Here is a 25,281-nt window from a genome sequence, read left to right as displayed (position 1 = left end):
TTACACTTGACTCATTACAATTTTATCAAATAGGCTATCTCCAAGATAAATTCTCATCCAAACCATTGGTTTAGCCCACAAGCCTACTCTGTACCTTGTTTTTGGTTTTTCAGATTTGACGATTTTGCTTACTGTATTGGCTATTACAGTAGCCTTTGAACCTCGCCCACTATCGTACATTTTTTTCGTCGCTGCTATAAGTTTGCCTGTAAGTGACGCATAATAACCTTTTGACGAAAAGGCACTTATATTTTGAAGCATGACATCCCCAAACTCAGTAACAATAATTCCCGGCTCCAAAACAACAACATGGATGTTAAATTCTTTCAGCTCTAGTCTCAGGCAGTCACTAAGTCCCTCAACAGCATGTTTGCTCGCGTGATACCAAGCACCCAAAGGCGTGTACATTTTACCTCCCATCGATGAGGTATTGATTATGGTTCCGCTTTTTGCTTTTCGCATACTAGGCAAAACCTTTTGGGTAACGGAAGCTAAGCCAAATAAATTTACTTCAAATTGTTTTCTGGCTTCATCTACCGGGATATCTTCTACAGCTCCATAAAGGCCATATCCTGCATTATTCCAAAGCACATCTATTTTCCCTTCTTTCAAAATGATTGTATCCACAACATTTTGAATATCACGTTCATTGGTCACATCCATTTGGATTGGATACCCGCCCAAAGATTCTAGATCCTGCATTTGTTCAATACGTCTAGCAACAGTATAAACTGTATGACCTTGTCCTATAAGAGCCTTGGCAGTCTCTTTGCCCATTCCTGAGCTTGCACCCGTGATTAATATTACTTTCCTGTCCATTTCTTTGATCTAATGTTTACCATGCAAAAGTAGATCACGCAAACAGCTGACTGTTAATACAAATTCAAGGATGTTGTATACTTTTTACAGATTACTGAGTTCGAAGGCTTTCTTTCAATCACCGATAAGTACAGGTGAATCGCCTGCTTAATCCCAATAAACTCCTCTCTCGAGTCGACCTACCGATTTTAGCATTTTCGAATCTTTCGAAGCTCGGCCTCCCCTACTTGCGATTAGCTCATTGGTAATGTCAGTTAATTGACCATAACTAATGCTGGCTGTTTCCAAGTTCCGTTTAATGCCTCTTCCTTTGGCCAGTAAATGCGTAAAACCATCAAGAATGGTCCTTTTGGAGCAGGTAACCAGTTAGTTTCCAACTCCTTTCCAGGTGACTCATTTTGGATATATAGCGTAAGTCCACCGTCTGGATCCCGCTTGAAATCTGGAATCATCGGAGAATTGAGCAGGTAGCGGTTGATCGGATTGGCATAAAGCAGGCTTGAAGGCAGTTCATACATGGTCAGCGACCAGAATGCATTAGCTGGCGGGAGTTGGTTAGCGGAAAATTTGACCATGTATTTGTTATTGCCATCGAGTTCGTTTCCGTTGGAATCAACGGCATACATCGGATACATCGCTTCTTCCTTGGAGTTGCCATAAATTCCCATTACTGCTGCTGCCATTCGATATAGGTAATTGTTTTTAAGAAACTCCCGGGTTCCAAAGCAATCTCCAAAAACCACCTTTCCCGCATCCATTTCTTTCTTCAATTCCGCAAATTCAGTCCAGGCGTCTTCCATACCCTGCGCAATGGCAGCTTTAATTTCTGGGGAGAGCTTTTCGGCATCAAAATCCTTATTGGCCCCTACTCCGATTTTTGAAAACCGCTCCATCAATTCCATTTCTGAGGAGTGTGTAGGGCAAAACTGCAATGTGAAATTCAGGACTTTAAAAAAGTCAAGCGAAGACTTTTGTTGCTCTGGCGTAAGTGGCTGGATAAACTCGATTGGTTTTGCTGCTTCTGGACTTGATTGACCGAGGTATTCAGAAAGTGGCTGGGCTTTGTAGCCTTCCTGGATTTTCACCACATTTTCACTGTCATCAGGGTTGAATAACTGGGTCCTGAAGGGAACCAATACCAATTCTGTTTCTGAATAAATAACCTTCTCGATTTCTTCAGGTTGCTCCCCTTTCCAATTTGGCCCCGCGATCAGAAACTTCCCACCGTCATTCCCTGTAGTACGAGTTCCAATATAGTCAAAGTTAAAAGTGTAAGCGTCCACAAGTTGAAGACTAAAATAGCGGTTTTTTTCTAGGGAAGGAACGGTGAGAACTATCGGTTCTGTTCGTAAATCTAAGCCCAGAAATGAATAATAAGTATCTGAGTTAGGAGTCTGAACAGCTTTGTCTTCAGGAGTAAAAACGCGGGAAAAGTTTCTAATTTGATTCCAAGGTCCTTTATACTCCGGATTTTTCTCGTCCACAAAGTAAGCGTATGAGATTCTATAGTTATCCACTAAAGGAAAACCATAAATGTAAGCCTCTTTAGCTATCGTACGAGCTTCTTCAGGTGTAATGCTTTCGTTTCCTGTTTGACATCCCCAAATAGCTAGGAGGAGAAATGACAATAATCTCATGCTAATTCTCTTCATGGTTAGCTTATTTTATTATTGAACGAATTATTCAGTTTTAATCGAACCTATCGAATCGGAAGGTTAACACTGTGCGGGTAATAGATTTCAAATATTAGGATTAAGATAATTAAAAAGTTGAAATTCTGAGTTGGGTATTAAGGTGAAAAGGAAGTGGTAAATACTGGTTATTTGAATTAATGGATCCAATACCCATTTCAAATAAAAAAAATCGAACTGACATCTTTTTTTTACTTAAAGTTAAAGCGTAAAAAGATGGTTGAGGACTTTGGATTCCCAAGATTGATTTTTACCTAACCCTCGGTAGCTGTCATTTAATTATGTCATTCTTATTAACTTTTCAAGTATTTGTTTGGAATGTTAGTTGGAAAATAGTCAATGCCATATTGAGATTTAATCAATAATGAAACGACCTCATAAATTTGTTTTTCCGTTCTTTGGAATTGCCTCAGCAAACCCATCATTGAATAACTGATTGGATTTACAGATGGAATAAATGTTTCCCATTCATAGCCCTTTCCCCAAATAAGCCCATTCACAGTAATGGCTAAGTCTGCCTGTTTGGAAATCAAAAATTTCAATGCATCGATGCTCTTATTTCCATCTTGGTTTACTGTATGGAAGATGGGTGTATGTCCCCCAAACCCATGCTCATCAATTCCTGCTTTGAAATTAATGTCAGCCCCATGGTTTACCAGGACTTTGGCGCAGGCTACATGGTTATATTCTGCACAAATGTGGAGCAGTGAAACTTCATAAAGCGGTGTAAATGCACAGTTTAAAGAATACCTCTTTGAAATAGCCGCCCTATTGTCAACTAGGAATTGGTCAAGTGCTGAAGCCTCGTCCAATAACACAGAAAGCAACACATCATCATTAAAGACTAATCCATTTTCAACAAAAACCTGTACACAATTTTTGAACAAGGGACCCCGGGTGTACATATTAATAAGTTCATAAATCAAAGGTTTCCCGTTGAGCTCCTGATTTGGATTCACCCCGTTTCTAAAACACTCCTTTATTCCGTCAGCGGAATGCAATTCAAAGTCCGTTAGGATTTTTTGCAAATAGTCCATTTCTCCTACCAAATTTAATAGTGCTCAAAAATATCGCTCATGCTGACATTGGAAGTGTAAAACAGATTAGGACAATCCAAAATCAACTACAAAGTTTTGCCCAATCATTTCCTTATTTTAATCGCTAAACGCTTTTGTCACCAATTCTGTGTCCATGTATTCATTAATCTCACAGATTTTTCCGTCTTTAAGCCTACAAATCCAACAATAATTGTTAAGGTAATCTTTGCCCGTAATAGTTTGATTTTGTCCTGTCATTTCAACAACCACGTTCGCTCCGTCAGCTATGATTCGATGTACTAAAACCGTGTAAGGTTGTTTAATTGAAGTTCTCACGTTTGCCCATAAATCATTGATGACTTCCTTCTTACCCACAAAGGATTTTGACCATTTTCCTGAGCCCTTCCAATTCCATTGCATATCTTCTGACATTGCTTCTAAGAGAGGTTCATCATTGCCTTTGGATAGCTCCATGAAAATCCTTTTTATAATTTCTTTATTGGTATTCTTTTCTTTCATAATCTTTGAGTTCAGTAAAGTGTAATTATAATGGAGGCATATCGGATCGCATGTAAGTTTATCAAATAACACTTTTTGGAAACACCAAACTTCCTGTAAACCTCAAGTGGTATAAGCACGAAACTCTGGAATATAGCGCTATTTAAACTTTTCTTACCATTGATGGCAATTGTTCTTTATTCAACTGTTTTTAGACATTCTTCCTATATTCTAATTCAGGAAGATGCGGATAGTTCTGCAATATTTTGACAGTCTGCATTTTTGGTAAAGTCCGAATACCAAATCAGATACTCGTATTCTTTTTCCTTTGTAAAAGTACCTTTTCTCCACTATTCACTTCATAGCTCGGATCCTTTAAATCAAGGTGATCAACTGTTAAAATATATGCGGGATATGGTATCAAAACCACTTCGGATCAACCTTAAGAGCTTTATTTTTTTCAGCGCCTGCTAATCGGGTAAAAAGAAAAGGTAAACTGTTCCAATTTGGAAAGTAGCTTCTGGGTGTATCAAACATATTCATTGAATTGGACAGGTCTTAACAGTATCCTTATTGTGATTCGACCTACGCACGAATTGACAAGGTATATAGTTCAAGCAGATTTCAGTCTTGTATTAATCTTTTCATTATCCAGGATCTGGATTGAAAACCACATTTTCTGCAATGTGTCTAGAGAATTGAATATCAGCACTTACACTTTCCAATTTGGAATTGAGGGATTGCAAGGCAATTTTTCCCAAAGGCAAACGCAGAGGAGGCACTACAGCAATCGTATTCTCCTTGATTCCAGTGATCGCCGCTATTTCCAGGTAGGGTAATTCTTCCAAAACCAAGGTGATGAGGATTCGGTCTGAGGGGCGAAGTTGACTAATGCACTGATATAGCTGTTCAAGCCTCTCTTCTACTCCATCATCTGAACTCGGTATTGAATCAAACTTCTGTACATCACCTACGGTGGAAATCGGCTTTTTGCCAGCTTTCCGAATATGTGCTAAACAAACGTTCACAGCAATTCTGTAAATCCAAGTGCTTACAAGAGATTCCTGTCTGAACCGATGCCAGTTTTCCCAAGCACATATAAATGTTTCCTGAACAAGATCCTCAGCTTCCTCAGGGTCGTTGGCATACCCCCTGCATAATCGCCGTATTGAAGAATAACTAGTCTGATAGGTTTTTTCAAAACTGACTAAGTTTGACATCCGGATAAAATTTACCTATAAGATGAAAAAAACACCTCCAACCTTACAAGCATGACTTTTTTTTCTTCATTTTTTTTAGCTTTTAGAAATGAGCCTATGTTTCTGACTTATTATCAACAGGTTTTCCTAAAAAATAAAATATGATTATCCGCAAAGATGCCACTAGGCAAATTTAATTAGGAGATATAAAGGTCAATGTTTGGTAGCCTAAGATCCGAAGGATCGTAACAATTCATAACCCCCAGTGTAGCCGGGGGCAAAGTCAAGATATTAGAAAAGGAGCCCTGAAAGGGTGACACGTTAAAGTTTCACCCTTTCAGGGCTCAAAGGAAGGAAATTATCAATGACTACCCTGCACTCCGTACAGGGTCATGAATGGTTTGGCTCCTTCGGAGCTAATTAAGAAGGCTATTTGAGTTTTTGTAAAAATTTCGACTTCATAAATCTTATTCTGCTTTCACTTTAGTGCTGGTGCAATTGCGGATATACATGAAATAAAAAATCACAAGCAAATGAATCAACTTGCCGAGGTGATAAATCTTGTTTCACCAGCTTTTCGGCAACTTTAATTTTATCTCACTTACCTGACTTTTAATTGTGTATAAATTGATCTGAAATTAGGCAATCTGTTCCTTTAATTCGATTCGACATTTTTTTCAACATCTTATCCTTCCCCAAAACCTGCAACAAGGGCACCTGTCCCACGACTTCTTAGGATGAAATTCTGTCTCAGGCACATACACTGAAAAGCCGCCGTCACTACACCTAATTTTTTTTTTAAGGGATTAAACCCGGCTTCAATAAAGCATGGGATTAAGTCAAAGGTTACTCAGATAAGGACTTATCGAATAGCTGGGTTTAACTAGGTTTCTTGGTGGAATTACTCCATACTAAATTGATCTGCTATTGAACTCCAGCAACAAATTACTTCCAGAGATTGGACAATTATACTCCTGCTTGGATTTTTTGAAAGCTTAGCCTTCAACTCCAACCGTCCCAACTGGTCTATTCCTGGATTTTTACCTCCAAAAATTACTCTGGTACCCAGCTCCCAACTTAACCCTCCATAGATACTGCTTCCTTTAACGCTCTCGAACTGGATATGGCGAAATATCTGGGTCAGTTCTAAGCTCGATCTAAATAGAAATCTGGCCTGTCGGCACAGGCCGGTTTGGTCATCAAAGCATGGATGAATCCCACAGCTTTTCCATCAAATCCACCAAACATCCAAAGCGAAACTAGAAGAAACTCCTTGAAATGGACTAAGTCTCTGGCCCAGAAAAAATCAGGGGCTGGATTTGCCTGGAAAAAGTTTTATCAAGGGATTAATTCCTCGAAAACTTTTATGCTACGTGTAGCAAATGAAAAATATCGTATATTTCATGTGTTTGTAAAATCATGAAATCAAGGCTGACACTAGGTGTTCTTTTATTCAACTGGATTGTTGGCCTGATCCTATTTTTTACCTTCTCTCCAGAGCTTAGGCCTCAATTTCAGGAGGATTCCAAATCAACGCTTCAATCCGTAAATGTCGAGCTATCAGAATGCCTTCAGATCCCTGAAAGCATATCCTTCGAGTTTGAATGGAAATCCCAGATTTTCATGCACGCTACAGGATGGAGCTCCTCCCTTGGTATTTATTCTTACACTACCACACTCAACTCCAGCTTTTCAAGCCTTCCACTTTTTGATATAAAAAAACTATTTATTCATTTCTTCCATACTTGGTAGAGAGACGTCAATTATCGAATCCCATTCTAATTAACGTTTACTAAACTCTCTAAAAATCTATGGAATTTAATCCACTGGACAATCTTTGGATTGTCCTTCTTGGGCTGTTTCTAATCAGCCTGCCATACCTGTATTACATCATCCAATCAAATGGAATGGAAAGCAAAACCACCCATTCATTTCAGGAATTTACTTCTGAAAAAAACGTGGTGTTGAACAAAGTCCAAAAGTGGCGAAACCATTACATTCTGGGTCTGGACACTGAAAAAAACATGTTGATTTACTACAAATATGGCCAGTTCCCTTCTGAAATAACGGTCAACTTGGAGGAAGTAGACCATGCCTCTCTGGACGTTCACTACGAGGAACTGAAACACAAAAAGGAACGCATCAAAAGACCAGAATACTTGAATATCCTGCTATACTTCAAAGACCCCAAGAAAGCGGTAAAAAGCATTTCTGTCTATGACAAAAAAGAAGACGCCAAGCTGGACGATGAAGTCTCCATTGCAAACTATTGGGTTCAAACCATCAATGGACATTTAAAATCTGGCCAAAAAATCAAGTTGGCAGTATAAATCTAAACTCAACTGGGTGGGGTCATTTTGCATTCAAAAATGATTACACCCAGTTTATTATGAAAAAGAAACAAATGGATTTTTCAACAATTGACTTTTAAGGAGCGAGAAGACCCTTTCAGGTAAAAATCGAAAAAATACCTAGGCCATTAAGTCGATAATTTTTAATCGATCCATAAGGCACTTTTCGTTGGTCATTTAGTTAACTTCTCAGCTACAGGAAATTTCTATACCTATACCATTCGGAAAGTCATTATTCTAGTCTATTCAAATCCTTTTAAACGCTGATTCTGTTTCCTCCCAAGTTAACTTGGGTAGCAATTTCCCAATAAAAAAATCGTTGAGAGGGTTCAACCATCCACCTGCTTTCACTTCAGTTCTCCTTATCATCACTATCTGGACAGGAATAAAAATTTCCATCGCTTGCAGTGCTAGCATCCCATTTACCTGATATAGAGAAACCATCAAATTCGCCCATTATCAAACACTTTTATCTAATTTTCAGGTAAACTTTAATTACCAAGCGTGACAATTGAACATATCAGCATAGCGGTTCTGAGCTTACTCCTGCTAGCAGGAGTGATTGCGGTTTTAGTGCTTTACAAAAAGCTTCAAAAAACCGCTTCTGAAAACCGACAATCTGCTGAACTTTTACGTCAGCTGGAGGAAAACACCGGTTCCCTCAAACTAGAGAACCTAGAGTCCAAACTCAATCCCCATTTGTTTAAAAATATCCTCAATTCAATACAATCCCACGCCTATCAAACCTACTTCGCCTTAGACAAACTAGCCAATGTTCTGGATTACATACTTTACGAAAGCAGACAGAAGTTCGTAAGCCCAAAGGAAGAAATTGCGTTTGCTTTGAATCTGATTGAAATCAATAAAATAAAGTTAAGTCCACTTTTTGAATTGAGTGTAAAAACCAAAATTGATGAAAATGACCCAATTTTTCTCGCCAAGGTTTTGGCCCCGATGATCTCAATAGACTTAATAGAGAATGCTTTCAAGCATGCTGATCTTCAAAGTGGGGACTCCTTTGTCCGAATTATTATCGAACTAAGATCTGGGATATTCTCAATTTTAGTAAGCAATAAAGTATCGGAACGAGAATCTCTTTCAAAATCAAACAGTGGTTTGGGAATGGAATTGTTGGACCAAAGACTCAGTATTCTTTACAAGGGAAAGTATACTTTGGAAAGATTTAAGGAAGGGGAAGTTTATCTGGCGCAACTGAAAATAGACCTGGATGGAAAAGGTGCTTAAATGCCTGTTACTGGATGATGAATTGCCAGGTTTGACCTATCTCAAAATGCTTTGCGAACAGGTACCTGGGCTGCGTGTCATCAAGGCTTTCAATGATCCATCTAAGTTTTTGGAAGAATTCCCCGCCCTTGAATTTGATTTGTGCATAATTGATATTGAAATGCCCCTGTTCAACGGACTTAAAGTAGCGAACCTACTTCAGGGAAAAGCGATCATTTTTGCTACTGCCTACAAGGAATATGCCGCTGAGGCATTTGATCTGAATGCAGTGGATTACCTGCTTAAACCGGTTTCGCTGGAACGATTGAAAACGGCAATATCGAAGGCTAGAACCCAGATCAAATCACAGGCAGAACCCAGCAGATATTTCACCTGCAATACAGACAAAGGCAAAGCCAGGATCTCACTTGAACAATTGGCCTGGATCGGAACTTCGCCAGTGGATAGCCGCGACAAATTGGCACAAATGAAAGACGGTTCTTCCATTGTCCTTAAAAACATATCTTTTGATTCCCTTTTAATAACCCTTTCAAAGTCTTTTGTCAGGATCAACAAACAAGAAATCATAAACCTGGATTTTGTCCAGTACTTTTCCCATGACCAGATTACTACGGTTTTGCACCACTCCACTGGCAAACCCATGATCCTAACGCTCAGCGATCGATTCCGGGAAGAATTTCTAAAAAACATGAAATCCTAAACTTGTTACAAAAAATCACCAGCTCAATTCATTTGCGCGGATTTTCAGGGCATGGACTGTTTTTATTCATCCAATATAACTCAAATTAGTATCGATTTGGAATGGCCTACAGCCAATAATATCCGGGGATGATTGCCTGATCCAAGCCAGGCCAGGTAGCCTTTTCTTACTGAAAATTGAGATTGTCAATAAGTCAGAAGAGCTAGCTACCTGCATCGCCCGGACCAAAAAACATAGCCTAACCTTATAGATGGGAAAGTACCGGAATACCATTTTTTACTTTTCGACTATCGGACTCTTTTCCGCATTGATGTACTTCATTCTGGGAAAAGGAAAAATCCTCGAAGTCGGAAGGAACGTTGAAATTACTGAATCTAAGACCAGCCAATGGCAGGAATTTTTAAATTCCATGTCTTACAATCTGAATCATCCTTTGGCAATTTTATTGGCTCAGATTGTGACCATTATTTTGGTGGCAAGGCTTTTTGGATGGTTTAGCAAAAAAATCGGTCAGCCCACGGTGATCGGTGAAATCATTGCCGGGATAGTATTGGGTCCTTCACTTTTGGGTTGGGTATTTCCTGAACTTTCCATTTCCCTATTCCCAGTTGAATCTTTAGGCAACCTTCAGTTTCTAAGCCAGATAGGTTTAATCCTGTTTATGTTCGTCATCGGCATGGAGCTCGATCTAAAAGTCCTTAGAAATAAAGCAAATGATGCCGTGGTTATCAGCCATGCCAGTATCGTGATACCTTTTACCCTTGGAATAGGGTTGGCCTATTTTATCTATTTTTCATTTGCCGCTGAGGAGGTGGAATTTATTTCATTTGGTCTTTTTTTGGGCATTGCCATGAGCATTACGGCATTTCCGGTTTTGGCCAGAATTGTTCAGGAAAGAGGCTTGCAGAAAACCAGACTCGGTACTGTAGTCATTACTTGTGCAGCGGCAGACGACATCACTGCCTGGTGCATTTTGGCAGCCGTGATTGCTATCGTCAAAGCAGGTTCTTTTGTCAGCTCACTTTATGTCATTGCACTGGCTATTGCCTATGTTTTTGTCATGATCAAAGTGATCCGGCCCTTTCTTAAGCGGATCGGTGATCTCCATACCTCGCGAGAAAACCTCAGCAAGCCAATTGTAGCCATTTTTTTTCTTACACTAATCATTTCAGCCTACGCCACAGAAGTGATCGGAATCCATGCCTTATTTGGTGCATTCATGGCAGGTGCTATTATGCCTGAGAACACCAAGTTCAGAAATATCTTTATCGAAAAAGTGGAAGACGTGGCCCTAGTTCTTTTGCTTCCCCTATTTTTTGTGTACACAGGATTGAGGACAGAAATCGGACTTTTAAACGATCCCTACCTGTGGAAAGTGACAGGAATGATCATTCTGGTTGCTGTCGTAGGAAAATTTGTGGGCAGTGCAGTAGCTGCTCGTTTTGTAGGGCAAAATTGGAAAGACAGCCTTACCATAGGAGCACTTATGAATACCCGGGGCTTAATGGAATTGGTAGTGCTCAATATCGGATACGATCTGGGTGTATTGAGCCCTGAAATATTCGCGATGATGGTGATCATGGCATTGGTAACTACCTTTATGACTGGCCCTGCATTGGATCTTATTAATTGGTCTTTTCGTGCCAAACCTTCTCTTATTCCCCAGGAAATTATCCAACAAAGCAATTACCGAATATTGGTTTCCTTCGGCCACCCCGAACGTGGCAGATCGCTGGTAAGATTGGCCCATGGACTGATTCGAAAATTGAACGGCAATGCCTCAATCACGGCCATGCATTTAAGTCCAGTGGATGAACTGAACTATTTCAATCAAACTGCCTATGAACGGGAAAGCTTTGCACCTGTCATTCAGGAATCCCAAGCACTTCATCAAAAAGTCACTACGCTGTTCAAAGCTTCTTCAGATATCGAAGGGGATATTGTAGAAGTAGCCAACAAAGGTGATTATGATTTGCTCCTCATCGGTGTGGGTCAATCCATCTTCGAGGGAAGTTTACTGGGTAAGGTGTTGGGATTTACCACACGAATTATCAGTCCCGACAGATTGATGAATCAAGTGACAGGAAGGGAAAATCTGTTTGAAAATCTTCCTTTTGACGAACGAACCAGAAGCATTATCAGAAACAGCCGGTTACCCGTCGGAGTATTGATAGACAAAGGCTTCAAAAATGTTGACCGGATATTCATCCCCATTTTCTCATCAAAAGATGATTTCTTAGTTCCCTTTGCTCAAAAATGGATCAACAATTCCGGGGCCCAAGTCACCTTGATCGATGCGGTTGGAGAAGTAAAAGGAAGAACTGAAATAAAAGAGGCAATTCGGGCCATTGAACATGTAGCTCCAAATCATATTCAATTACGGTTTGAAAATCACCTTACTTCTGATTTTTTAAGTTCTCAGGATTTAATGGTCATTTCATATAGAAGTTGGAAAAGGCTGCTTGAAGGTAAACCGGATTGGTTTTCCGATTCCCCATCAGTATTGATTTTAGCAGATAAAAAATCTGAAAAAATTAAAATTCAAGAAGAAAGCATTCCTTCACAATCCTAATACAGGAACCAGAAATACGAAATGGCACCATGTTTTCTGGAAAACAATGTAACACGAATATAACCACGCTATAACTAATTGAAGGCGCTTAGCTTCTAGTTGGAGTCAATTCAAACCTCAACTTCTAATTTGTTGTGAAAAAGTTTTACCACCTCCTGATACAGGAGCATAACTGGATGAGCAGGGTAGTTTTGGGGTGTTGTTTTCCATTCTAATACAGAACTTTTAAATCTAAGATGCTTCAAGGGCCCTTTCATCCATAAGAGAAGAATAACTTTTAGGACTCAAACAACCTAATCGTACTACCCTATTTCTCATACATAACCCCTGCCAGAATTGCTACAGGAAGATCATTCTCTTTTGGCGGAATCGGGCAAGAATACCGATTGCTATAGGCACAATAGGGATTGTAAGCCTTATTAAAATCAATCTCCAATACATCACCTTCAGGGATTTCAAAATCCAGGTATCTTCCTCCTCCATAGGTTTCCTTTCCGTTACTTAAGTCGGTAAAGGGCAAAAACAGGCTTTTTTCTTCATCCGGATCCAAGTTACTTGCAGTATTTTGATAGATGGTTAGATGATACTCGATCCCATTCAAGCTAAATGTGGCAATGGCATACCGATCATAATCCCTGAGTTGCCTGTCACTGGTTTTCAATTGAAAGGGACTTGCAGGAGGCAAAATCTCCAGTTTTGCCTTTACTCTGAAGGTCTCATTTATGGGGAAAAAGGGCAGGCCTTCAAATCGCATTAATTTATCTATACCCAATGGGGATTCCACAGGATCAGCGTAGGATTTATTCAATTCCAACTGAAAACTCATCACAGAATCCTGGTAGGTCTGTGAAAAAGAATTGAGCGAAAACAGACAGATGAAAAGCAAAACACTGACACGTAGAAGCATATCCGAGAAGCGAAATAAAGGTTTAGCAAAGTGAAACTAAGCAATCTTTTTCAGTGAATTCTTTAATCTGAAGATTAAAATTTTATAACTAAAATTTCGAGGCAAGAGTCATGATCTCTATCAAAAAACAGCATTGAAAACTATCCGAAATCTGTTTTTCCCCTTTTTTCAGACTGAGTTAAAAACGCTTTAATTTTCAAACCTTCCGCTTCGATATAGAATTCTTCAGCTTCGCTTTCCTTTTTTTTTCCTAATGGAGACTTGAATTCAATTTGGTGACATCAATCATCAAATGAAAAGATGTCAAACTACCGTTTACTCCAACTAGCGCTCACATTGATTTCGATATTCCTCTGGGTGATCCCGGTAAAAGGTCAAGAAATCAGTGTACAAGGCTTTCGGGACCTCCTGAATTTTGCAAAAAGCAACTCGGCTGAAAGGCAAATTTGGGAACTGGAACTTCTCCAAGCAGAAAACACACAAAGGCAGTCCAAATCAGAGCTCTTGCCCAGCTTGAGAGCATATGGCACTTGGGACAACTACCTAGAACTTCCCGTTCAACTCCTGCCATCAGAAGCCGTGGGGGGTGAACCGGGCACATTCACGGAAATACGATTTGGAACCCAATACCAAATCAACTTGGGATTGGAAGCCACTATGCCGCTAATCAATCTCGAGTTATGGAACCGGCTAAAAACCGAGAGACTTCAGTTTGAGCTGACTCAACTGGACATTTCAAGTCAGGAACAAGCTTGGATAGAGCAATTGGCAAGATCCTACTACTTATTGCTGCTTCATCAGGAAAGCTTGGATTTGGCAAGCGCCAGATTCGCGATTTCAGATTCCATTTTTCAGATAGCCAAGTTGAAATTTGAATTCGGAGAATTGGAGCCATTACCATATCATCGGCTGGAAGCTTCAGCACTCTCGGCAAAAAACCAGGTTCATATTCAAGAAAAACAGGTCAAAACCACGATGAATTCGATTATCCGCCTCAGTGGCGGAGATCAGGGTACTACACTTATTTTTCTGGACAGACTAGCTATTCCTTCCCAAACTGATCAGGAAGTAGATTATGAATTAGAGCAGCTTCCAGAATATAAGAAAGCGCAGCTGCAGGTTAACTTAAACGAACAAGTCCTCAGGCAAACCCGAAGCAGCTATTTCCCCACCCTGTCTGCCTCAGGTAGATTCTCTCAGCAGACACTGGCCAATCAATTCAATCTATCGGATGCCTCTTCCTTTGAAGTGGGTATCTGGGGACTAAGTTTGGAATGGAACCTTTTCCAAGGTGGACGCCAGCGCCTTAAATCCAAAAGTGCTGCTCTTGACCTTCAAATTTCACAAAAGCAACTGGAGGTAACAGGCCAGTCGATGATGCAGGAAAAACTGGATCTGGAAGCAGATCTTATTCAAAATCAAGCTCTTATTACTGGATTCAAACCCTTGCTTTCAGTCTACGAAGCCAATTACCGACTGGCAGGCATCCAATGGATCGAAGGATTGATACCCGTTGATGAATTGCTTCAGGTAGAAAACGAATGGATAAGTCAACAGCTAGACTACTTGATTGCATTGTCTGATCTCAGTACTTCTCTGGCTTTGGTTGCAATTCGAAACCACTCCATTTCTCAAAATCAATGAATCAAAAATCCATGAAAAAAATAAATCAATTACTCGGGTCAACTTTACTAGCTGGCATTCTCTCCTGCTCCTCCCCAGAAACCCTTCAACCTGAAACCAAATCTGTGATGGAAGCTGTATATGCATCAGGATTCTTGGAGGCTATTGGCCAAGTTGAATTGAGAGCTCAAACAGAAGGAGTGTTACAGAACAAATTCGGAATTGATGGTGAAAAAGTAGAAAACGGACAAGTCCTCTTCACCATCTCCGGCTTAGCCTTGGACAGCAGGCTACAGGCAGCTCAACTTAAATTTGACTTAGCGAAAAGCAACATTGACCCTTCCAGTCCTATGATGGAAGAAATGGTACAGGGGATTAAAATTGCTGAAGAGCAGTATCGAGCCGACTCACTGAAATGGCTTCGGCAATCCCAGCTATATGAACAAAAGGCTGTTTCTCTTTCCCAATATGAATCCGCAAAAACTGCCTTTGAAAGCTCCAAGCAAAGTTTTAAGAGAAGTCAAAGTCAATTGGAAAGCAAAAGAGAGCAAGTCCTGCTGGACTTGGAATCTGCCCGCAAAGACCTGCTCCAGCTTCAGGATGAATTGGCCTTTCACCAGATCCGAAGTGACCGAGACGGCATCCTGTTCCAATCCTTGGCTGAGATTGGAGAATTTATCAAAAAGGGAGATGTCTTGGCCACGCTTGGTTCTTCCGAGGGCTATATCGGCAACCTTAAAATCGACGAACAGGACATCGGCAAAATCAGTCTCGGGCAGAAAGTCCTACTGGAAATGGATGCATTTCCGGGAAAAACATTTCAGGCAGAGCTCGCAAAAATATATTCCAAAGTAGATCCCGCAGATCAAATGCTCCGGGTGGATGTCCACCTGAAGGATTCCTTACCCAAGCGATTGACCGGCTTGGCTCTGGAGGCGAATATTCTGATTCGGGAAAAAAGTGATGCCCTGGTCATTCCGGCAGGATTGCTGTTGCCCGGAGACAGTGTGGTCATTTTCAAAGATGGAAAAGTCCAGAAAACAAAAGTAAGCCCGGGCATCCGAACCTTGAGCGAGGTGGAAATCCTAGAAGGCTTAAGCAACCAGTCAGCACTCATCAAACCATGAAGGTAATTCTCAGAATAGCCAAAACTCACTTGCTCTCCAAGCCAAAACAGACTTTAGTAGCCATGTTGGGAGTCACTTTTGGCATAGGCATGTTTATCATGATGATCAGCCTCATGACCGGGTTAAACAACTTCACCGAAGATTTGACCAAAATAGCTTCGGCTGATATCCGGATGTATAAGGATGTGACTGAACCTAGATTGACGATTCTGGACCGGATTCATCCTTCTGGGCTAAATCAGGTACACAGTGTAAAGCCCAAAAATGAATCGGACAAAATCAGAAATGCGCTTCAGATTGCAGAAGAACTCAGAAAGGACCCGGAAATAGTAGGAGTCGCTCCGAGATTAACCAGTCAGGTGTTTTACAATTTTGGACCCGTGAAGTTGAATGGATCGGTGGCCGGAGTAGACATCCTGGAAGAGGATAAGCTCTTTAATCTCAGCACAAAAATGAAAGCAGGTTCTCTCACAGCGCTCATGACCACTTCCAACGGTTTGATCATCGGGTCCGGATTGGCTAAAAAACTCTCTGCCCAAGTAGGTGACCTGCTCATCCTGACCACCCCACAGGGAGTCACCTATACGATGAAGGTGGTAGGAATCTTTCAGCTGGGATTGGGAGAAATAGACAACGTCAGGAGCTATTCCAACATCTCCACTGTACAAAAGCTACTGGGAAAAGATGCTGGATTCATCACAGATCTCAATATCAAAATCACCGATTACCGGGCTGCAAAGGCAAAAGCAGAGAAGATTCAGTCCACTTTTGGGGAAAAGGCAGAGGACTGGGAATCCGCCAATGCCACCCTGCTTGCTGGAGCGATCATCCGGGACATCATGACCTATTCAGTGTCCATCACCCTACTCATCGTGGCAGGATTTGGTATCTATAACATCCTGAACATGACCATTTACAGTAAAATGAAAGACATCGCCATTCTGAAGGCAACGGGTTTCGCCGCTAAAGATGTAACCGGAATCTTTCTGACTCAATCGCTGATCATCGGCTTGATTGGAAGCCTTTTGGGCTTGGTGGTTGGATTTGGATTTTCCCTGTTGTTGGCTCAGGTACCCTTTGATGGAGGAGATTTGCTTTCCCTGGACTCACTGCCTATCAACTTTGACCCAAAATACTATGTAATCGGAATTGTATTCGGGGTTTTAACCACCGCCCTTGCCGGCTGGATCCCCTCCAGAAAAGCCGGAAACATTGACCCAATTGAAATCATAAGAGGCATCTAATCATGAAAGACATCCTATTACACACTCAGGGGATTACCAAGTATTTTCATGACCCCAACACCTTTCAAGTTTTAAAGGAAATTGATTTGGAGGTAAAGAAAGGCGAGTTTCTCAGCCTGGTCGGAAAATCGGGCAGCGGTAAATCCACTTTGCTTTACCTTTTGAGCACTATGGACATGGATTTTGAGGGCAAACTCCAGATCAATGGGGAGGAACTGACGGGGAAATCTCCGGATTACCTGGCCCGGTTTCGCAATGAGCATATTGGTTTTGTTTTCCAGTTTCACTTTCTGCTTCCGGAGTTTACCGCACTTGAAAATGTGATGATCCCGGCGATGAAGTTGGGGAAATACCCCGAATCCAAGATCAAAAACAAAGCAATGGAAAAACTTGATCTGCTGGGAATTGCAGATCAGGCCACGAAGGTATCTTCCAAACTCTCCGGTGGTCAGCAGCAGCGGGTGGCCATCGCCAGAGCACTGATCAATGAGCCGCTGATTCTGATGGGAGATGAACCTACGGGAAACTTAGACTCGGTGAATTCCAGAATAGTTTTCGATATCTTTAAAGGCCTGACTCGGGACTTGGGACAAACGATCATTGCAGTCACCCACGATGAGGATTTTGCTTCCAAAACCGACCGTATAATCGAAATGAAAGATGGAAAAGTCACGAACTGAATCCGGATTTTGGAAAAGTTTTCAATCCGGAAAGCCCAGTCTCAGCCAGGCATTTATCCGAGGATTCAACCAGAGTATCGCATGCCTGGATCAACTGGAAAAGGAGCAGAAAAAGTCGCTAAAACTAGCCTTCCATGAATTTGAGAAAGAGCTTCGCTATTGAATACAGTGTGATCGTGGTCGTCACCTTAGTCAGTGGGCTGATCCGATATTCTATTTGGGACAAACTTGAAGTAGTGGGCCCTTTTCCGGCGGAGACGATTTTTTTCACTTTCATTTTTCTGGCATTTACCTGGGAATTTTTCAGGGGAATGAATGGCTACCTGAATAAGATTCTACCCTTTTCCGGACGCTTCCTTCTCAGGTTAAACACCCAGCTGATTTTGGGTGTGATCTACATGGTGATAGTGAACAGACTGCTATTCTCCATCGCAGGAAAATACATGGAAGGTTCCATGACCCTCATGTTTAGCATGTCTTCTTATGCGGTGTTTATCATCTTGTCTTTTTTAATCAATAGTATTTTTGTCGGTAAGCACTTCTTTGATGAATGGAAGAAAAGCATCCTTCGGGCAGAGCGATTGGAGAAAGAAAAAACCCAGGTTCAGTTTGATAATTTAAAAAACCAACTCAACCCTCATTTTCTATTCAACTCTTTAAGCTCATTGCACAGTCTCATTTTTGACAACCCGACCCTTGCCTCAGACTTTGTCAACAATTTGTCAAAAGTGTATCGTTATGTGCTTAAAAATGAAAACCAATCCTTCGTCCCGATCCGGGAAGAACTGGACTTTATCGGGCATTTCATTTTTTTGTTAAAGACCAGATTTGGCGAAGCGATTGAAATAAGCATCCAGATCGATCCGGAGATTCTGGATCAGGGTATTGCTCCGGTCAGCCTCCAGATTGCTTTGGAAAATTGCATCAAGCACAATGCGATTGATTCTGACCAACCATTGAGAATCGAAATTTTTTCGGACGAACACTATCTGCATGTAAGAAACTCCAGAAATCCAAAAATTCTGGTGGCCGAATCCAATAAACTAGGTCTTCCCAATCTGAAGAAACTTTACGGCTATTTGACCCAACTTCCGATAAAAATAATTCAGGATGATACGTTCTATGTTGTATCGTTTCCGCTGATTTCAAGGTATTAGTGAAAAATATATGAATGGCTATTTTCAAATCGATCGACCCAAAATCCTAATTCTGGAAGACGAACCTTTGGTTGCGGATGGCCTATGTAAGCATATCCGGGATTTGATTCCAGATGCAGAAATTGTCGAGGTATTACCAAGTGTAAAAAGGGCAATCAGCTGGTTTGAAAAGTCCGCAGCTCCTGATCTGATTTTTGCCGATATCCAATTAGCCGACGGAATCAGCTTTGATGTATTCAAGCGCTTTGAACCGTCATGTCCGGTAATATTCACTACCGCATTTGATCAGTATGCCATTCGAGCCTTTGAAGTCAACAGCGTGGATTTCCTTCTAAAACCCATCGAAAAAACAGAATTAAAAATAGCATTTGAAAAACTGCGGAAACGACGTGAAGTATTTGGACTTCCTGATTTCAGGAATGCCCTTGAAAGATTGAATTCAGGAAAAATCTATCTGGAAAGGTTACTTGTAAGCCATCAAAATAGTTTGATTCCTGTAGGAATAGACGAAATATCAGGATTCCACAAAGCAGAATTAATCTTTCTCATTCACCGGGACGGAAGGCGATTCATTACCGATTTCCAGACCATGGAAGACCTCGAAACCAAATTGGATCCCGCCATTTTTTTTCGGGCAAACCGACAGTTCATCATTCGGATAGATGAAATCAAGCAGATCAAAACGACGCACAAAGGGCTGGAAGTCCACCTAAAAACCAGCCAGATTTCTGCAGTAGAAGTCAGTCGGGAACGAAGTCCTCTATTTAAACGGTGGTTGCTAGGCGGGCATTGATTGGCAGGCAAACCCAAAAGACTCCAAAGAAGTATCAATCAGCAAGTAATCATGCTTGCATTCAGATCCTCCAAAGTTTTAACACCTGTCTTTCCTTTCCTATCTAGACAAATATGAGGTAAAACAAAAGCCCAGGATTTGACGGGGCCTCAGTTGTCTATGGAATGAAACTGTATTCTTCATTTTTCAAATAGGAAAGACATTGAAAAAAAGATGGCAAGTTTTGGCACTTCTGATTAGAAACAGCTTAAGTAAGCTTCCAGAAACTGCCGGAAAATCCAAACAGTAATTCGAAATCAGGTTTCACCTCCTCATAAATGTGATTAAAAATGTAGCCCTCCCTCCACAATTTGAGCTGCCTTGTCCACAAACAATTTTTCCTATAGATCTGATAAAAAAATGCAATGAGATTAAATAACCTCTTGGCAGGATTCAATCGTAGGATTCAAAGGATTGCTTATCCTAACCCTTTTTTTGGCATTTACTTTTCAAGTATAAGCACAAAAAATCCAGTGGTAAGATGATCGATGTAATACTTATTATTTTGATAGCAATTTTAGTTTCATTTATTCTTGTCGCCTTGATAATGGAAATGAAAAGGCGCGGCAGAAGAAAGAGACGGAGAAAAAACAGGAGCACAAAAATGCACCACTAAGTACCCTATTCAACTTTTCGAATAAACTTCATTTCGGAAAAATTTCAGCTAGTGAACACTGACAGGTTTTCTGAAAAGTAACCAGCATACAATTCCGGACGAAGACTCGGAAAAAACAAAAATCAACTTACCATCGAAAGTAGTTTTGAACAAATTCCCTACTCGTTTTAGCTTTTTTACTTTTTACACAATCACCCAATAAAAGGCTATTCATGCCTCAAAATGGGATAAGATCACCACATCAATTGGCAGCATAGTGGTCTCATTTCCTGATTTCAGGCTGAATATCCACTGGCACATAACTGGCAGTATTCTTTTGATAGTTTATTATTCATTTAACCCACAATACCATGAATACTATTAGTTCTCAAATTAGCTGTTCCACAGTCTTTTCTAGCACTGTCAGAACGTCAAGGGATGAATCGGTTGGCAAGATCAAAGAATTTATGATCAACACCCAGACCGGTCAAATTGACTATGTGGTCCTTAAAGTGGACGAAGGATTCTTAAATCTAGGATCAAAACTTCTTGCCTTGCCATTTGAATCTTTTGAATTCAGCACCGCAGAAAATGACCTCGTAATTGTAAAGGAAACGAAAGAGACTCTGGAAAATGCTCCTGGTTTTGACAGCGAAAACTGGCCTACAGGTCCTCAACCCGAGTTTCTTCCCAGGATGCGATCCTATTTTAGTGAAGAGCCCCGCAGCTTGTATGGCCGATACAACAATCAAAACAAATCTTTCTATAACAAAGACGAAGTGTTTGACTCGACCAATGACAAAAACAAGGAATACATTAGCAATGCCCGTTCGGGAATCACCGGAGACATGGAAGAAGGAAACGATAGCCAAAACTCTGAATCAAGAATCTGGTAAAAAAAATCGAAGTTTTTCCTTTCAGCAAAGCTGTAATTGAAAGAAAATATGAGGCTGGTTTTGTTTAAAGGGCCCGGTAAAAACCGGGCCTTTTTTCTTTTTACTTTAATTAGCTAAGAAAAGATCATTCCCTGATTCTTGCCCGTGAATCTGGTTTTATCCAGCTCCTTGACTTTCAAGACGGATTAAACTTTGAGATTTTAAAACCTCTTTTTCACTTGATTCACTAACTTTTCTGTCCATTTTTTTATTGGCCCTGGCATATCGTCCTTGTTGTTATCCTCGCCTCCCAAGAGATACCCTATAGGCTCCAGTGGCTTTACCGCATCGCAAATCACCTTGATGATGGCTGTAAAGGGAATACTCAAGACCATTCCAGCCACACCCCAAATCATCCCTCCTGCCACCACGACAAGAACCGTCATCAAGGGATTGAGATTGACTTTATCCCCTACAACATACGGTTCCAACAAATAGCTCTCGACAAACTGGGCAATACTGTAGGTAACCGCTACGATAATGAGGGAATTGAGATCTCCTCCACCAACCAGTGTGAAGGTGATCGAGAGCACAAAACCGGTCATCACCCCGAGATATGGGATCAATGAAAACAAGGCTGCCATTAAACTGATGATGATGGCATTTTCCACTCCTGCTATGCTTAATCCAATCGAATAAATAATGGCCAAAAAGGTAATAAGCAAAAATTTCCCTCCTAAAAAGCTTAGCACCAAACCCATCGATTTATTGAAAATTTGCTCCACCTCATCTCTTTTTGACTCTTCAAAAAATAACAAAACAGCCGTCCTAACCTTATGCCTGAATGAAATCAGAAAAAACAGATAGACGAAAGTGAGTAGCGAATTGCCAAAAAAACCAAAAACATTCATGGCAACGGGAGCTACCTTACCAGCTATGTCGAAGTTAGAAGAGGAAGGATTATTCTGATTCGCTTGGTCCTCCTTTGCCTTTTCACCCGAATCCTCCTGCAAAAATCCGGGCAGGTGACGTTCTAAATCATAACCGGTTTTTTCCTCCAGTTTACTGAGAGTAGTTTCAATTTTTGGCTTAATCTCATTTTTGATTTCAGGCCATTGTTCGGATAAATTCTGCCCTTGAGCCGCAAGCAGAAAGAAGAATGTGAGATAGGCCAGCATCGCAAGTACCACACACGAGATCGATGCAAGACCTGAAGAGAACCCTTTATTTTCAAGTTTACGGGCTAATGGAATTAACAGAAGTGCCAACACGATTGCAAAGGACAGCGGAATAAAAAATGAAGCTCCAAGAACCATCCCTTTTATTCCAGAAAATAAAAGGAAAAGAACCAATGCGAAAATAGTTAGGATACTTTTGTTTTTAGTATTCATCAGTGATAGTAAGGTTTACTGTTTTGGTAATCAATAAATCAGAGCGGGTCCAAATTCAACTTTCTGTCTTCCCCATATAGCTCTTTTTATGGGCTGGACGATGAAATGAATAATTCTTATCCTGTTCGAGATAAGCTAAAAAAATCGTTTTAAAGTAAAATCAGGAAGCTTCTCCAATAAAAATTTAACCACATTGATCACTTGAATTCAATTCAAATCAGGTTGTGCCATGCCAGATTTAAAGATCATCAAATGGACATGTCGAGATAGATTTTTTCATTTTGCTCTGAATTTTCCAAGTAGGTAAAGGCCTCCTCAAGAGCTCGAAATGGATACACTTTAGTGAGCAACTTAAACGGATTCAGATTCCCTTCCAGAATAGCAGCAGTTGCCATAATCATACCTTTCTTTATATTTTCTTCAGAAACTTCGTGCGCGTTGATGATATCGAGTGATTTATTGTAGCAGGATTGCAAATCAATCTGTCTGATCCCTCCTAGATGATATCCTGCTAGAATGACTTTGCCGTATGGAGCAGCCAGACTCGTTGCCAAGTTAAGTGTGCTTTGTTTTCCAGAACATTCAATCACCCTCGTAAAAAAATCGGTTCCGTTCAGCAGCTTTGAGTCTTGATTGATTCCATCCAGATCTTCGGCAAAGACACAATGGGGGGTGTATTCTGATGCTTCCTTGATATAAGCTTGACTGGATGAAACTACCAGTACTTGTGTCCCCTCATCGAGGCAAAGCTGAAGCACTCCCCTTGCAATCAAATCTTGACCAATGATCGCAACAGAATCCTCTTGATTGATTTCTGCGCGCTGAAAGACATTTAAAATACTTCCGAAAGCCTGTCCGGGAAAAGGTTGATTTTTCAATTCATCAGGCAGGGCAAGCAGTTGGGATTCTTCGACCACTGCATATTCTGCGAAAGTCAGGTCATTGACAAAAGTTACCTGATTCCCAACCTTGAAATACGATACTTTTGATCCGATTTCTACAATTTCTCCCCAGCCTTCGTGTCCCGGCCTTCCTGGTTGTAGCGGATAGTGAACACGATCCTGCCCCAGCCAATACGGCAGATCTGAAACACACAACCCAGAACCTTGGATTCTAACCAATACCTGATACTTTTCCACACATGGTTTTTTCAAGGCCACAAACTGTAATTTTTTGGGACTGATCAACTGAGCGGCAAAATATTCCTCAGGGCTTGTCTTTTGTTCAGAAATAGTTGGTGCTGTAGGCGATTGTTGCATAAGGTACTTGGAAGAAGTATAATATGGATTCCAATAAGTATACCTCAAACCAAAAGCTTTGAATCAAAAGAATTAGGCTGAATCCTACCTAGATTACCCTTGACCGAATGAAAAATAAGTCTCGGATTGAGGTCATTAAGCAACAAACCCAAAAAGCCAACCGGGGAGCACTTTGCTATCATTTTCCCTTCAGCGAAAGACTTCAATGAAGAAAAGGGAGGAATTCTTTTCTGGAAAAAAGAGAGTCAAGTCTGTTAGGGTTCGATTGCAGGGATATTTTCTATAGTCTAAAATTTCAGTCTGAGAAGAAACCGAAAAATGGGTAGTTTGTCAATGTCAATTATTCTTGGAAACCAAGTTTATCGGATTGTGACGGTCGCCACGTGACATTTGAGGCATCAGATGACCATGAAAAACCTCATGGCTTTCACATGGCCGCTAACCTTACCCTTAATCCCATTTTATTCCAACTGCTAGCTTTACTCAACCTTTGTCCTCTGATGACTTTTTGCTTTTTCCCTTTGGATCCTTCGCAGATTCTTCGGTCCAGTTGGGCTCGTCCTCGATAAATTCCTCCTGAGGACTTTCATTCCTCTTTTCTCTCTGTTGATCAATGTGGCTATTTTCTCTGCCGTCAGGAAAGTTGGACTGGCTTCTTTTACGAATTTCTTCACTTTTCTGATCCTTCCGCTCTCTCATTAGGAATAGGGGAAATTTGCAACCTGAATTAGGATTGAGCGACTGAAACCAATATGAGAAGATCATCTTGGTCGCTCCAGTGGGTACTAAAGTGGGATTTGTCATGGTTTCGATGGGTTTAAAGCTTGGACACAGCGATTACATCTCTTCCAGTTCTTCTACTGGAACTCGACGAATAAAATCATCATAATATTCATTGTCCTGACCCGAATAAGGACCGAAAGCATTGATTAGATAGCCTTTGGTTCCATCGCTGGCTTGAATGGCAAAAATCACCGACATGTCAGCTGGATCCGACTCTCCTTCAAAACGATAAACTTTTACGATTTTAAGTTCCTCAGCAGGATAAGCCATTCCGCTACCACCAAACTGGGCTCCGCCACTGCCAACACTGATTTCCTGACCGTAGCCTTTTTCTTCTAATGATCCTACAACTTTGGAATACGGGGTCATTGATTTTGATGTGCTCATGTGAAATGTAATTTATGTGGATAAACTATTAAATTATTTCTGTCGCTTTATTGAATTAGTTCTAGTGCCAAAAACAAATCCGGATTGAAGTCAAATTGCATATTCACAATTGAGTTCTTGTCACATCTACCGGACTTTACTATCGCCTTGCTATACATCATTCTGATTTTTCAATCCATTGGCGATTACTTCTTTCTATCGGTAGTGTTTGCTAATGAACACGTTTGACCAACAATTTGGCAGCTATACTAGATGACGCTGCAAATACTCCTCCGAATGATGATTCGGCCTGAAAAGCATGGCATACCT

Annotated in this window: 23 protein-coding genes; 13 read left to right on the top strand and 10 right to left on the bottom strand. The window is 40.8% G+C overall.

What is annotated here, in order from left to right; all coding sequences use genetic code 11:
• The 5 genes from DK188_RS11945 to DK188_RS11920 all read right to left on the bottom strand — a co-directional run bounded on the left by DK188_RS11945 (position 1) and on the right by DK188_RS11920 (position 5,265).
• The gene (locus tag DK188_RS11945) at positions 1-819 is read right to left on the bottom strand and encodes an oxidoreductase (protein WP_111671060.1); all 819 of its coding nucleotides are present in this window, start codon (positions 817-819) and stop codon (positions 1-3) included.
• A 254-nt stretch (positions 820-1,073) separates the two neighbouring features.
• Positions 1,074-2,471: a DUF1254 domain-containing protein gene (locus tag DK188_RS11940; protein WP_111671059.1), complete on the bottom strand. Its 1,398-nt coding sequence runs from the start codon at positions 2,469-2,471 to the stop codon at positions 1,074-1,076.
• Positions 2,472-2,803: 332 nt separating this feature from the next.
• Entirely contained in the window at positions 2,804-3,436 is a 633-nt protein-coding gene (locus DK188_RS11935) for an ankyrin repeat domain-containing protein (protein ID WP_198673014.1), read from the bottom strand.
• 228 nt (positions 3,437-3,664) lie between these two features.
• Positions 3,665-4,066, bottom strand: coding sequence for a nuclear transport factor 2 family protein (locus tag DK188_RS11930; RefSeq protein WP_111671057.1), 402 nt, complete (start codon positions 4,064-4,066; stop codon positions 3,665-3,667).
• A gap of 626 nt (positions 4,067-4,692) precedes the next feature.
• Positions 4,693-5,265 (bottom strand): RNA polymerase sigma factor, encoded by a 573-nt coding sequence (locus tag DK188_RS11920; RefSeq protein ID WP_111671056.1) that lies wholly within the window; start codon positions 5,263-5,265, stop codon positions 4,693-4,695.
• A 1,398-nt stretch (positions 5,266-6,663) separates the two neighbouring features.
• On the opposite strand from DK188_RS11920, the gene DK188_RS11915 reads away from it, so the two are divergent.
• The 5 genes from DK188_RS11915 (at position 6,664) to DK188_RS11890 (ending at position 12,112) form a co-directional block, all read left to right on the top strand.
• Positions 6,664-6,996 (top strand): hypothetical protein, encoded by a 333-nt coding sequence (locus DK188_RS11915; protein WP_111671055.1) that lies wholly within the window; start codon positions 6,664-6,666, stop codon positions 6,994-6,996.
• A gap of 59 nt (positions 6,997-7,055) precedes the next feature.
• Positions 7,056-7,574, top strand: coding sequence for a hypothetical protein (locus DK188_RS11910; protein ID WP_111671054.1), 519 nt, complete (start codon positions 7,056-7,058; stop codon positions 7,572-7,574).
• A 525-nt stretch (positions 7,575-8,099) separates the two neighbouring features.
• Positions 8,100-8,840 carry a sensor histidine kinase gene (locus DK188_RS11900; protein ID WP_198673013.1) on the top strand — a complete coding sequence of 247 codons (741 nt, stop codon included), beginning with the start codon at positions 8,100-8,102 and terminating at the stop codon, positions 8,838-8,840.
• Positions 8,824-9,540: a LytR/AlgR family response regulator transcription factor gene (locus DK188_RS11895; protein WP_111671052.1), complete on the top strand. Its 717-nt coding sequence runs from the start codon at positions 8,824-8,826 to the stop codon at positions 9,538-9,540. The genes DK188_RS11900 and DK188_RS11895 overlap by 17 nt, the downstream gene beginning before the upstream one ends.
• 250 nt (positions 9,541-9,790) lie before the next feature.
• On the top strand, positions 9,791-12,112 hold the full coding sequence (locus DK188_RS11890; protein ID WP_111671051.1) for a cation:proton antiporter domain-containing protein: 2,322 nt from the start codon (positions 9,791-9,793) through the stop codon (positions 12,110-12,112).
• A 307-nt stretch (positions 12,113-12,419) separates the two neighbouring features.
• Here the strand turns inward: DK188_RS11890 and DK188_RS11885 are convergent, their stop codons facing one another.
• Complete coding sequence (locus DK188_RS11885; RefSeq protein ID WP_198673012.1) at positions 12,420-13,019, bottom strand: DUF1684 domain-containing protein; 600 nt, start codon at positions 13,017-13,019, stop codon at positions 12,420-12,422.
• Between the two features lie 300 nt (positions 13,020-13,319).
• Here DK188_RS11885 and DK188_RS11880 point away from each other — a divergent pair, with 300 nt between their 5' ends.
• The 8 genes from DK188_RS11880 to DK188_RS11845 all read left to right on the top strand — a co-directional run bounded on the left by DK188_RS11880 (position 13,320) and on the right by DK188_RS11845 (position 21,173).
• Positions 13,320-14,663 carry a TolC family protein gene (locus DK188_RS11880; RefSeq protein WP_111671050.1) on the top strand — a complete coding sequence of 448 codons (1,344 nt, stop codon included), beginning with the start codon at positions 13,320-13,322 and terminating at the stop codon, positions 14,661-14,663.
• An 11-nt stretch (positions 14,664-14,674) separates the two neighbouring features.
• A complete protein-coding gene (locus DK188_RS11875) occupies positions 14,675-15,769 on the top strand; it encodes an efflux RND transporter periplasmic adaptor subunit (protein ID WP_157963229.1) in 1,095 nt (364 codons plus the stop codon).
• The gene (locus DK188_RS11870) at positions 15,766-17,013 is read left to right on the top strand and encodes an ABC transporter permease (protein ID WP_111671048.1); all 1,248 of its coding nucleotides are present in this window, start codon (positions 15,766-15,768) and stop codon (positions 17,011-17,013) included. The genes DK188_RS11875 and DK188_RS11870 overlap by 4 nt, the downstream gene beginning before the upstream one ends.
• A gap of 2 nt (positions 17,014-17,015) precedes the next feature.
• Complete coding sequence (locus DK188_RS11865) at positions 17,016-17,693, top strand: ABC transporter ATP-binding protein (RefSeq protein WP_111671047.1); 678 nt, start codon at positions 17,016-17,018, stop codon at positions 17,691-17,693.
• Positions 17,674-17,856 (top strand): hypothetical protein, encoded by a 183-nt coding sequence (locus DK188_RS11860; protein WP_111671046.1) that lies wholly within the window; start codon positions 17,674-17,676, stop codon positions 17,854-17,856. The genes DK188_RS11865 and DK188_RS11860 overlap by 20 nt, the downstream gene beginning before the upstream one ends.
• Positions 17,828-18,850, top strand: coding sequence for a sensor histidine kinase (locus tag DK188_RS11855; protein ID WP_111671045.1), 1,023 nt, complete (start codon positions 17,828-17,830; stop codon positions 18,848-18,850). The genes DK188_RS11860 and DK188_RS11855 overlap by 29 nt, the downstream gene beginning before the upstream one ends.
• Before the next feature lie 10 nt (positions 18,851-18,860).
• Positions 18,861-19,643 carry a LytR/AlgR family response regulator transcription factor gene (locus DK188_RS11850; protein WP_111671044.1) on the top strand — a complete coding sequence of 261 codons (783 nt, stop codon included), beginning with the start codon at positions 18,861-18,863 and terminating at the stop codon, positions 19,641-19,643.
• 1,005 nt (positions 19,644-20,648) lie between these two features.
• Positions 20,649-21,173, top strand: a complete 525-nt coding sequence (locus DK188_RS11845; protein ID WP_111671043.1) for a PRC-barrel domain-containing protein — start codon at positions 20,649-20,651, stop codon at positions 21,171-21,173.
• Positions 21,174-21,373: 200 nt separating this feature from the next.
• Here the strand turns inward: DK188_RS11845 and DK188_RS11840 are convergent, their stop codons facing one another.
• The 4 genes from DK188_RS11840 to DK188_RS11825 form a co-directional block, all read right to left on the bottom strand.
• Positions 21,374-22,543, bottom strand: a complete 1,170-nt coding sequence (locus DK188_RS11840; RefSeq protein WP_111671042.1) for an AI-2E family transporter — start codon at positions 22,541-22,543, stop codon at positions 21,374-21,376.
• A gap of 248 nt (positions 22,544-22,791) precedes the next feature.
• Positions 22,792-23,802 (bottom strand): alcohol dehydrogenase catalytic domain-containing protein, encoded by a 1,011-nt coding sequence (locus DK188_RS11835; RefSeq protein WP_111671041.1) that lies wholly within the window; start codon positions 23,800-23,802, stop codon positions 22,792-22,794.
• A gap of 483 nt (positions 23,803-24,285) precedes the next feature.
• On the bottom strand, positions 24,286-24,606 hold the full coding sequence (locus DK188_RS11830; RefSeq protein WP_111671040.1) for a hypothetical protein: 321 nt from the start codon (positions 24,604-24,606) through the stop codon (positions 24,286-24,288).
• 33 nt (positions 24,607-24,639) lie between these two features.
• Positions 24,640-24,972 (bottom strand): hypothetical protein, encoded by a 333-nt coding sequence (locus DK188_RS11825; RefSeq protein ID WP_157963228.1) that lies wholly within the window; start codon positions 24,970-24,972, stop codon positions 24,640-24,642.
• Between the last annotated feature and the right edge of the window lie 309 nt (positions 24,973-25,281).

This window comes from Algoriphagus litoralis (genome assembly GCF_003259255.1).
In the GTDB taxonomy this organism is placed as follows: Bacteria; Bacteroidota; Bacteroidia; order Cytophagales; family Cyclobacteriaceae; genus Algoriphagus; species Algoriphagus litoralis.
The sequence above is the reverse complement of the archived record's forward strand: the minus strand, read 5'-3'. Positions and strand labels throughout refer to the sequence as shown.

Coding starts and splice junctions, on each gene's coding strand:
- DK188_RS11945 (WP_111671060.1), bottom strand. CDS start 819: ATGGACAGGAAAGTAATATTAATCACGGGTGCAAGCTCAGGAATGGGC.
- DK188_RS11940 (WP_111671059.1), bottom strand. CDS start 2,471: ATGAAGAGAATTAGCATGAGATTATTGTCATTTCTCCTCCTAGCTATT.
- DK188_RS11930 (WP_111671057.1), bottom strand. CDS start 4,066: ATGAAAGAAAAGAATACCAATAAAGAAATTATAAAAAGGATTTTCATG.
- DK188_RS11920 (WP_111671056.1), bottom strand. CDS start 5,265: ATGTCAAACTTAGTCAGTTTTGAAAAAACCTATCAGACTAGTTATTCT.
- DK188_RS11915 (WP_111671055.1), top strand. CDS start 6,664: ATGAAATCAAGGCTGACACTAGGTGTTCTTTTATTCAACTGGATTGTT.
- DK188_RS11910 (WP_111671054.1), top strand. CDS start 7,056: ATGGAATTTAATCCACTGGACAATCTTTGGATTGTCCTTCTTGGGCTG.
- DK188_RS11895 (WP_111671052.1), top strand. CDS start 8,824: ATGGAAAAGGTGCTTAAATGCCTGTTACTGGATGATGAATTGCCAGGT.
- DK188_RS11890 (WP_111671051.1), top strand. CDS start 9,791: ATGGGAAAGTACCGGAATACCATTTTTTACTTTTCGACTATCGGACTC.
- DK188_RS11885 (WP_198673012.1), bottom strand. CDS start 13,019: ATGCTTCTACGTGTCAGTGTTTTGCTTTTCATCTGTCTGTTTTCGCTC.
- DK188_RS11880 (WP_111671050.1), top strand. CDS start 13,320: ATGTCAAACTACCGTTTACTCCAACTAGCGCTCACATTGATTTCGATA.
- DK188_RS11875 (WP_157963229.1), top strand. CDS start 14,675: ATGAAAAAAATAAATCAATTACTCGGGTCAACTTTACTAGCTGGCATT.
- DK188_RS11870 (WP_111671048.1), top strand. CDS start 15,766: ATGAAGGTAATTCTCAGAATAGCCAAAACTCACTTGCTCTCCAAGCCA.
- DK188_RS11865 (WP_111671047.1), top strand. CDS start 17,016: ATGAAAGACATCCTATTACACACTCAGGGGATTACCAAGTATTTTCAT.
- DK188_RS11860 (WP_111671046.1), top strand. CDS start 17,674: ATGGAAAAGTCACGAACTGAATCCGGATTTTGGAAAAGTTTTCAATCC.
- DK188_RS11855 (WP_111671045.1), top strand. CDS start 17,828: ATGAATTTGAGAAAGAGCTTCGCTATTGAATACAGTGTGATCGTGGTC.
- DK188_RS11850 (WP_111671044.1), top strand. CDS start 18,861: ATGAATGGCTATTTTCAAATCGATCGACCCAAAATCCTAATTCTGGAA.
- DK188_RS11845 (WP_111671043.1), top strand. CDS start 20,649: ATGAATACTATTAGTTCTCAAATTAGCTGTTCCACAGTCTTTTCTAGC.
- DK188_RS11840 (WP_111671042.1), bottom strand. CDS start 22,543: ATGAATACTAAAAACAAAAGTATCCTAACTATTTTCGCATTGGTTCTT.
- DK188_RS11835 (WP_111671041.1), bottom strand. CDS start 23,802: ATGCAACAATCGCCTACAGCACCAACTATTTCTGAACAAAAGACAAGC.
- DK188_RS11830 (WP_111671040.1), bottom strand. CDS start 24,606: ATGACAAATCCCACTTTAGTACCCACTGGAGCGACCAAGATGATCTTC.
- DK188_RS11825 (WP_157963228.1), bottom strand. CDS start 24,972: ATGAGCACATCAAAATCAATGACCCCGTATTCCAAAGTTGTAGGATCA.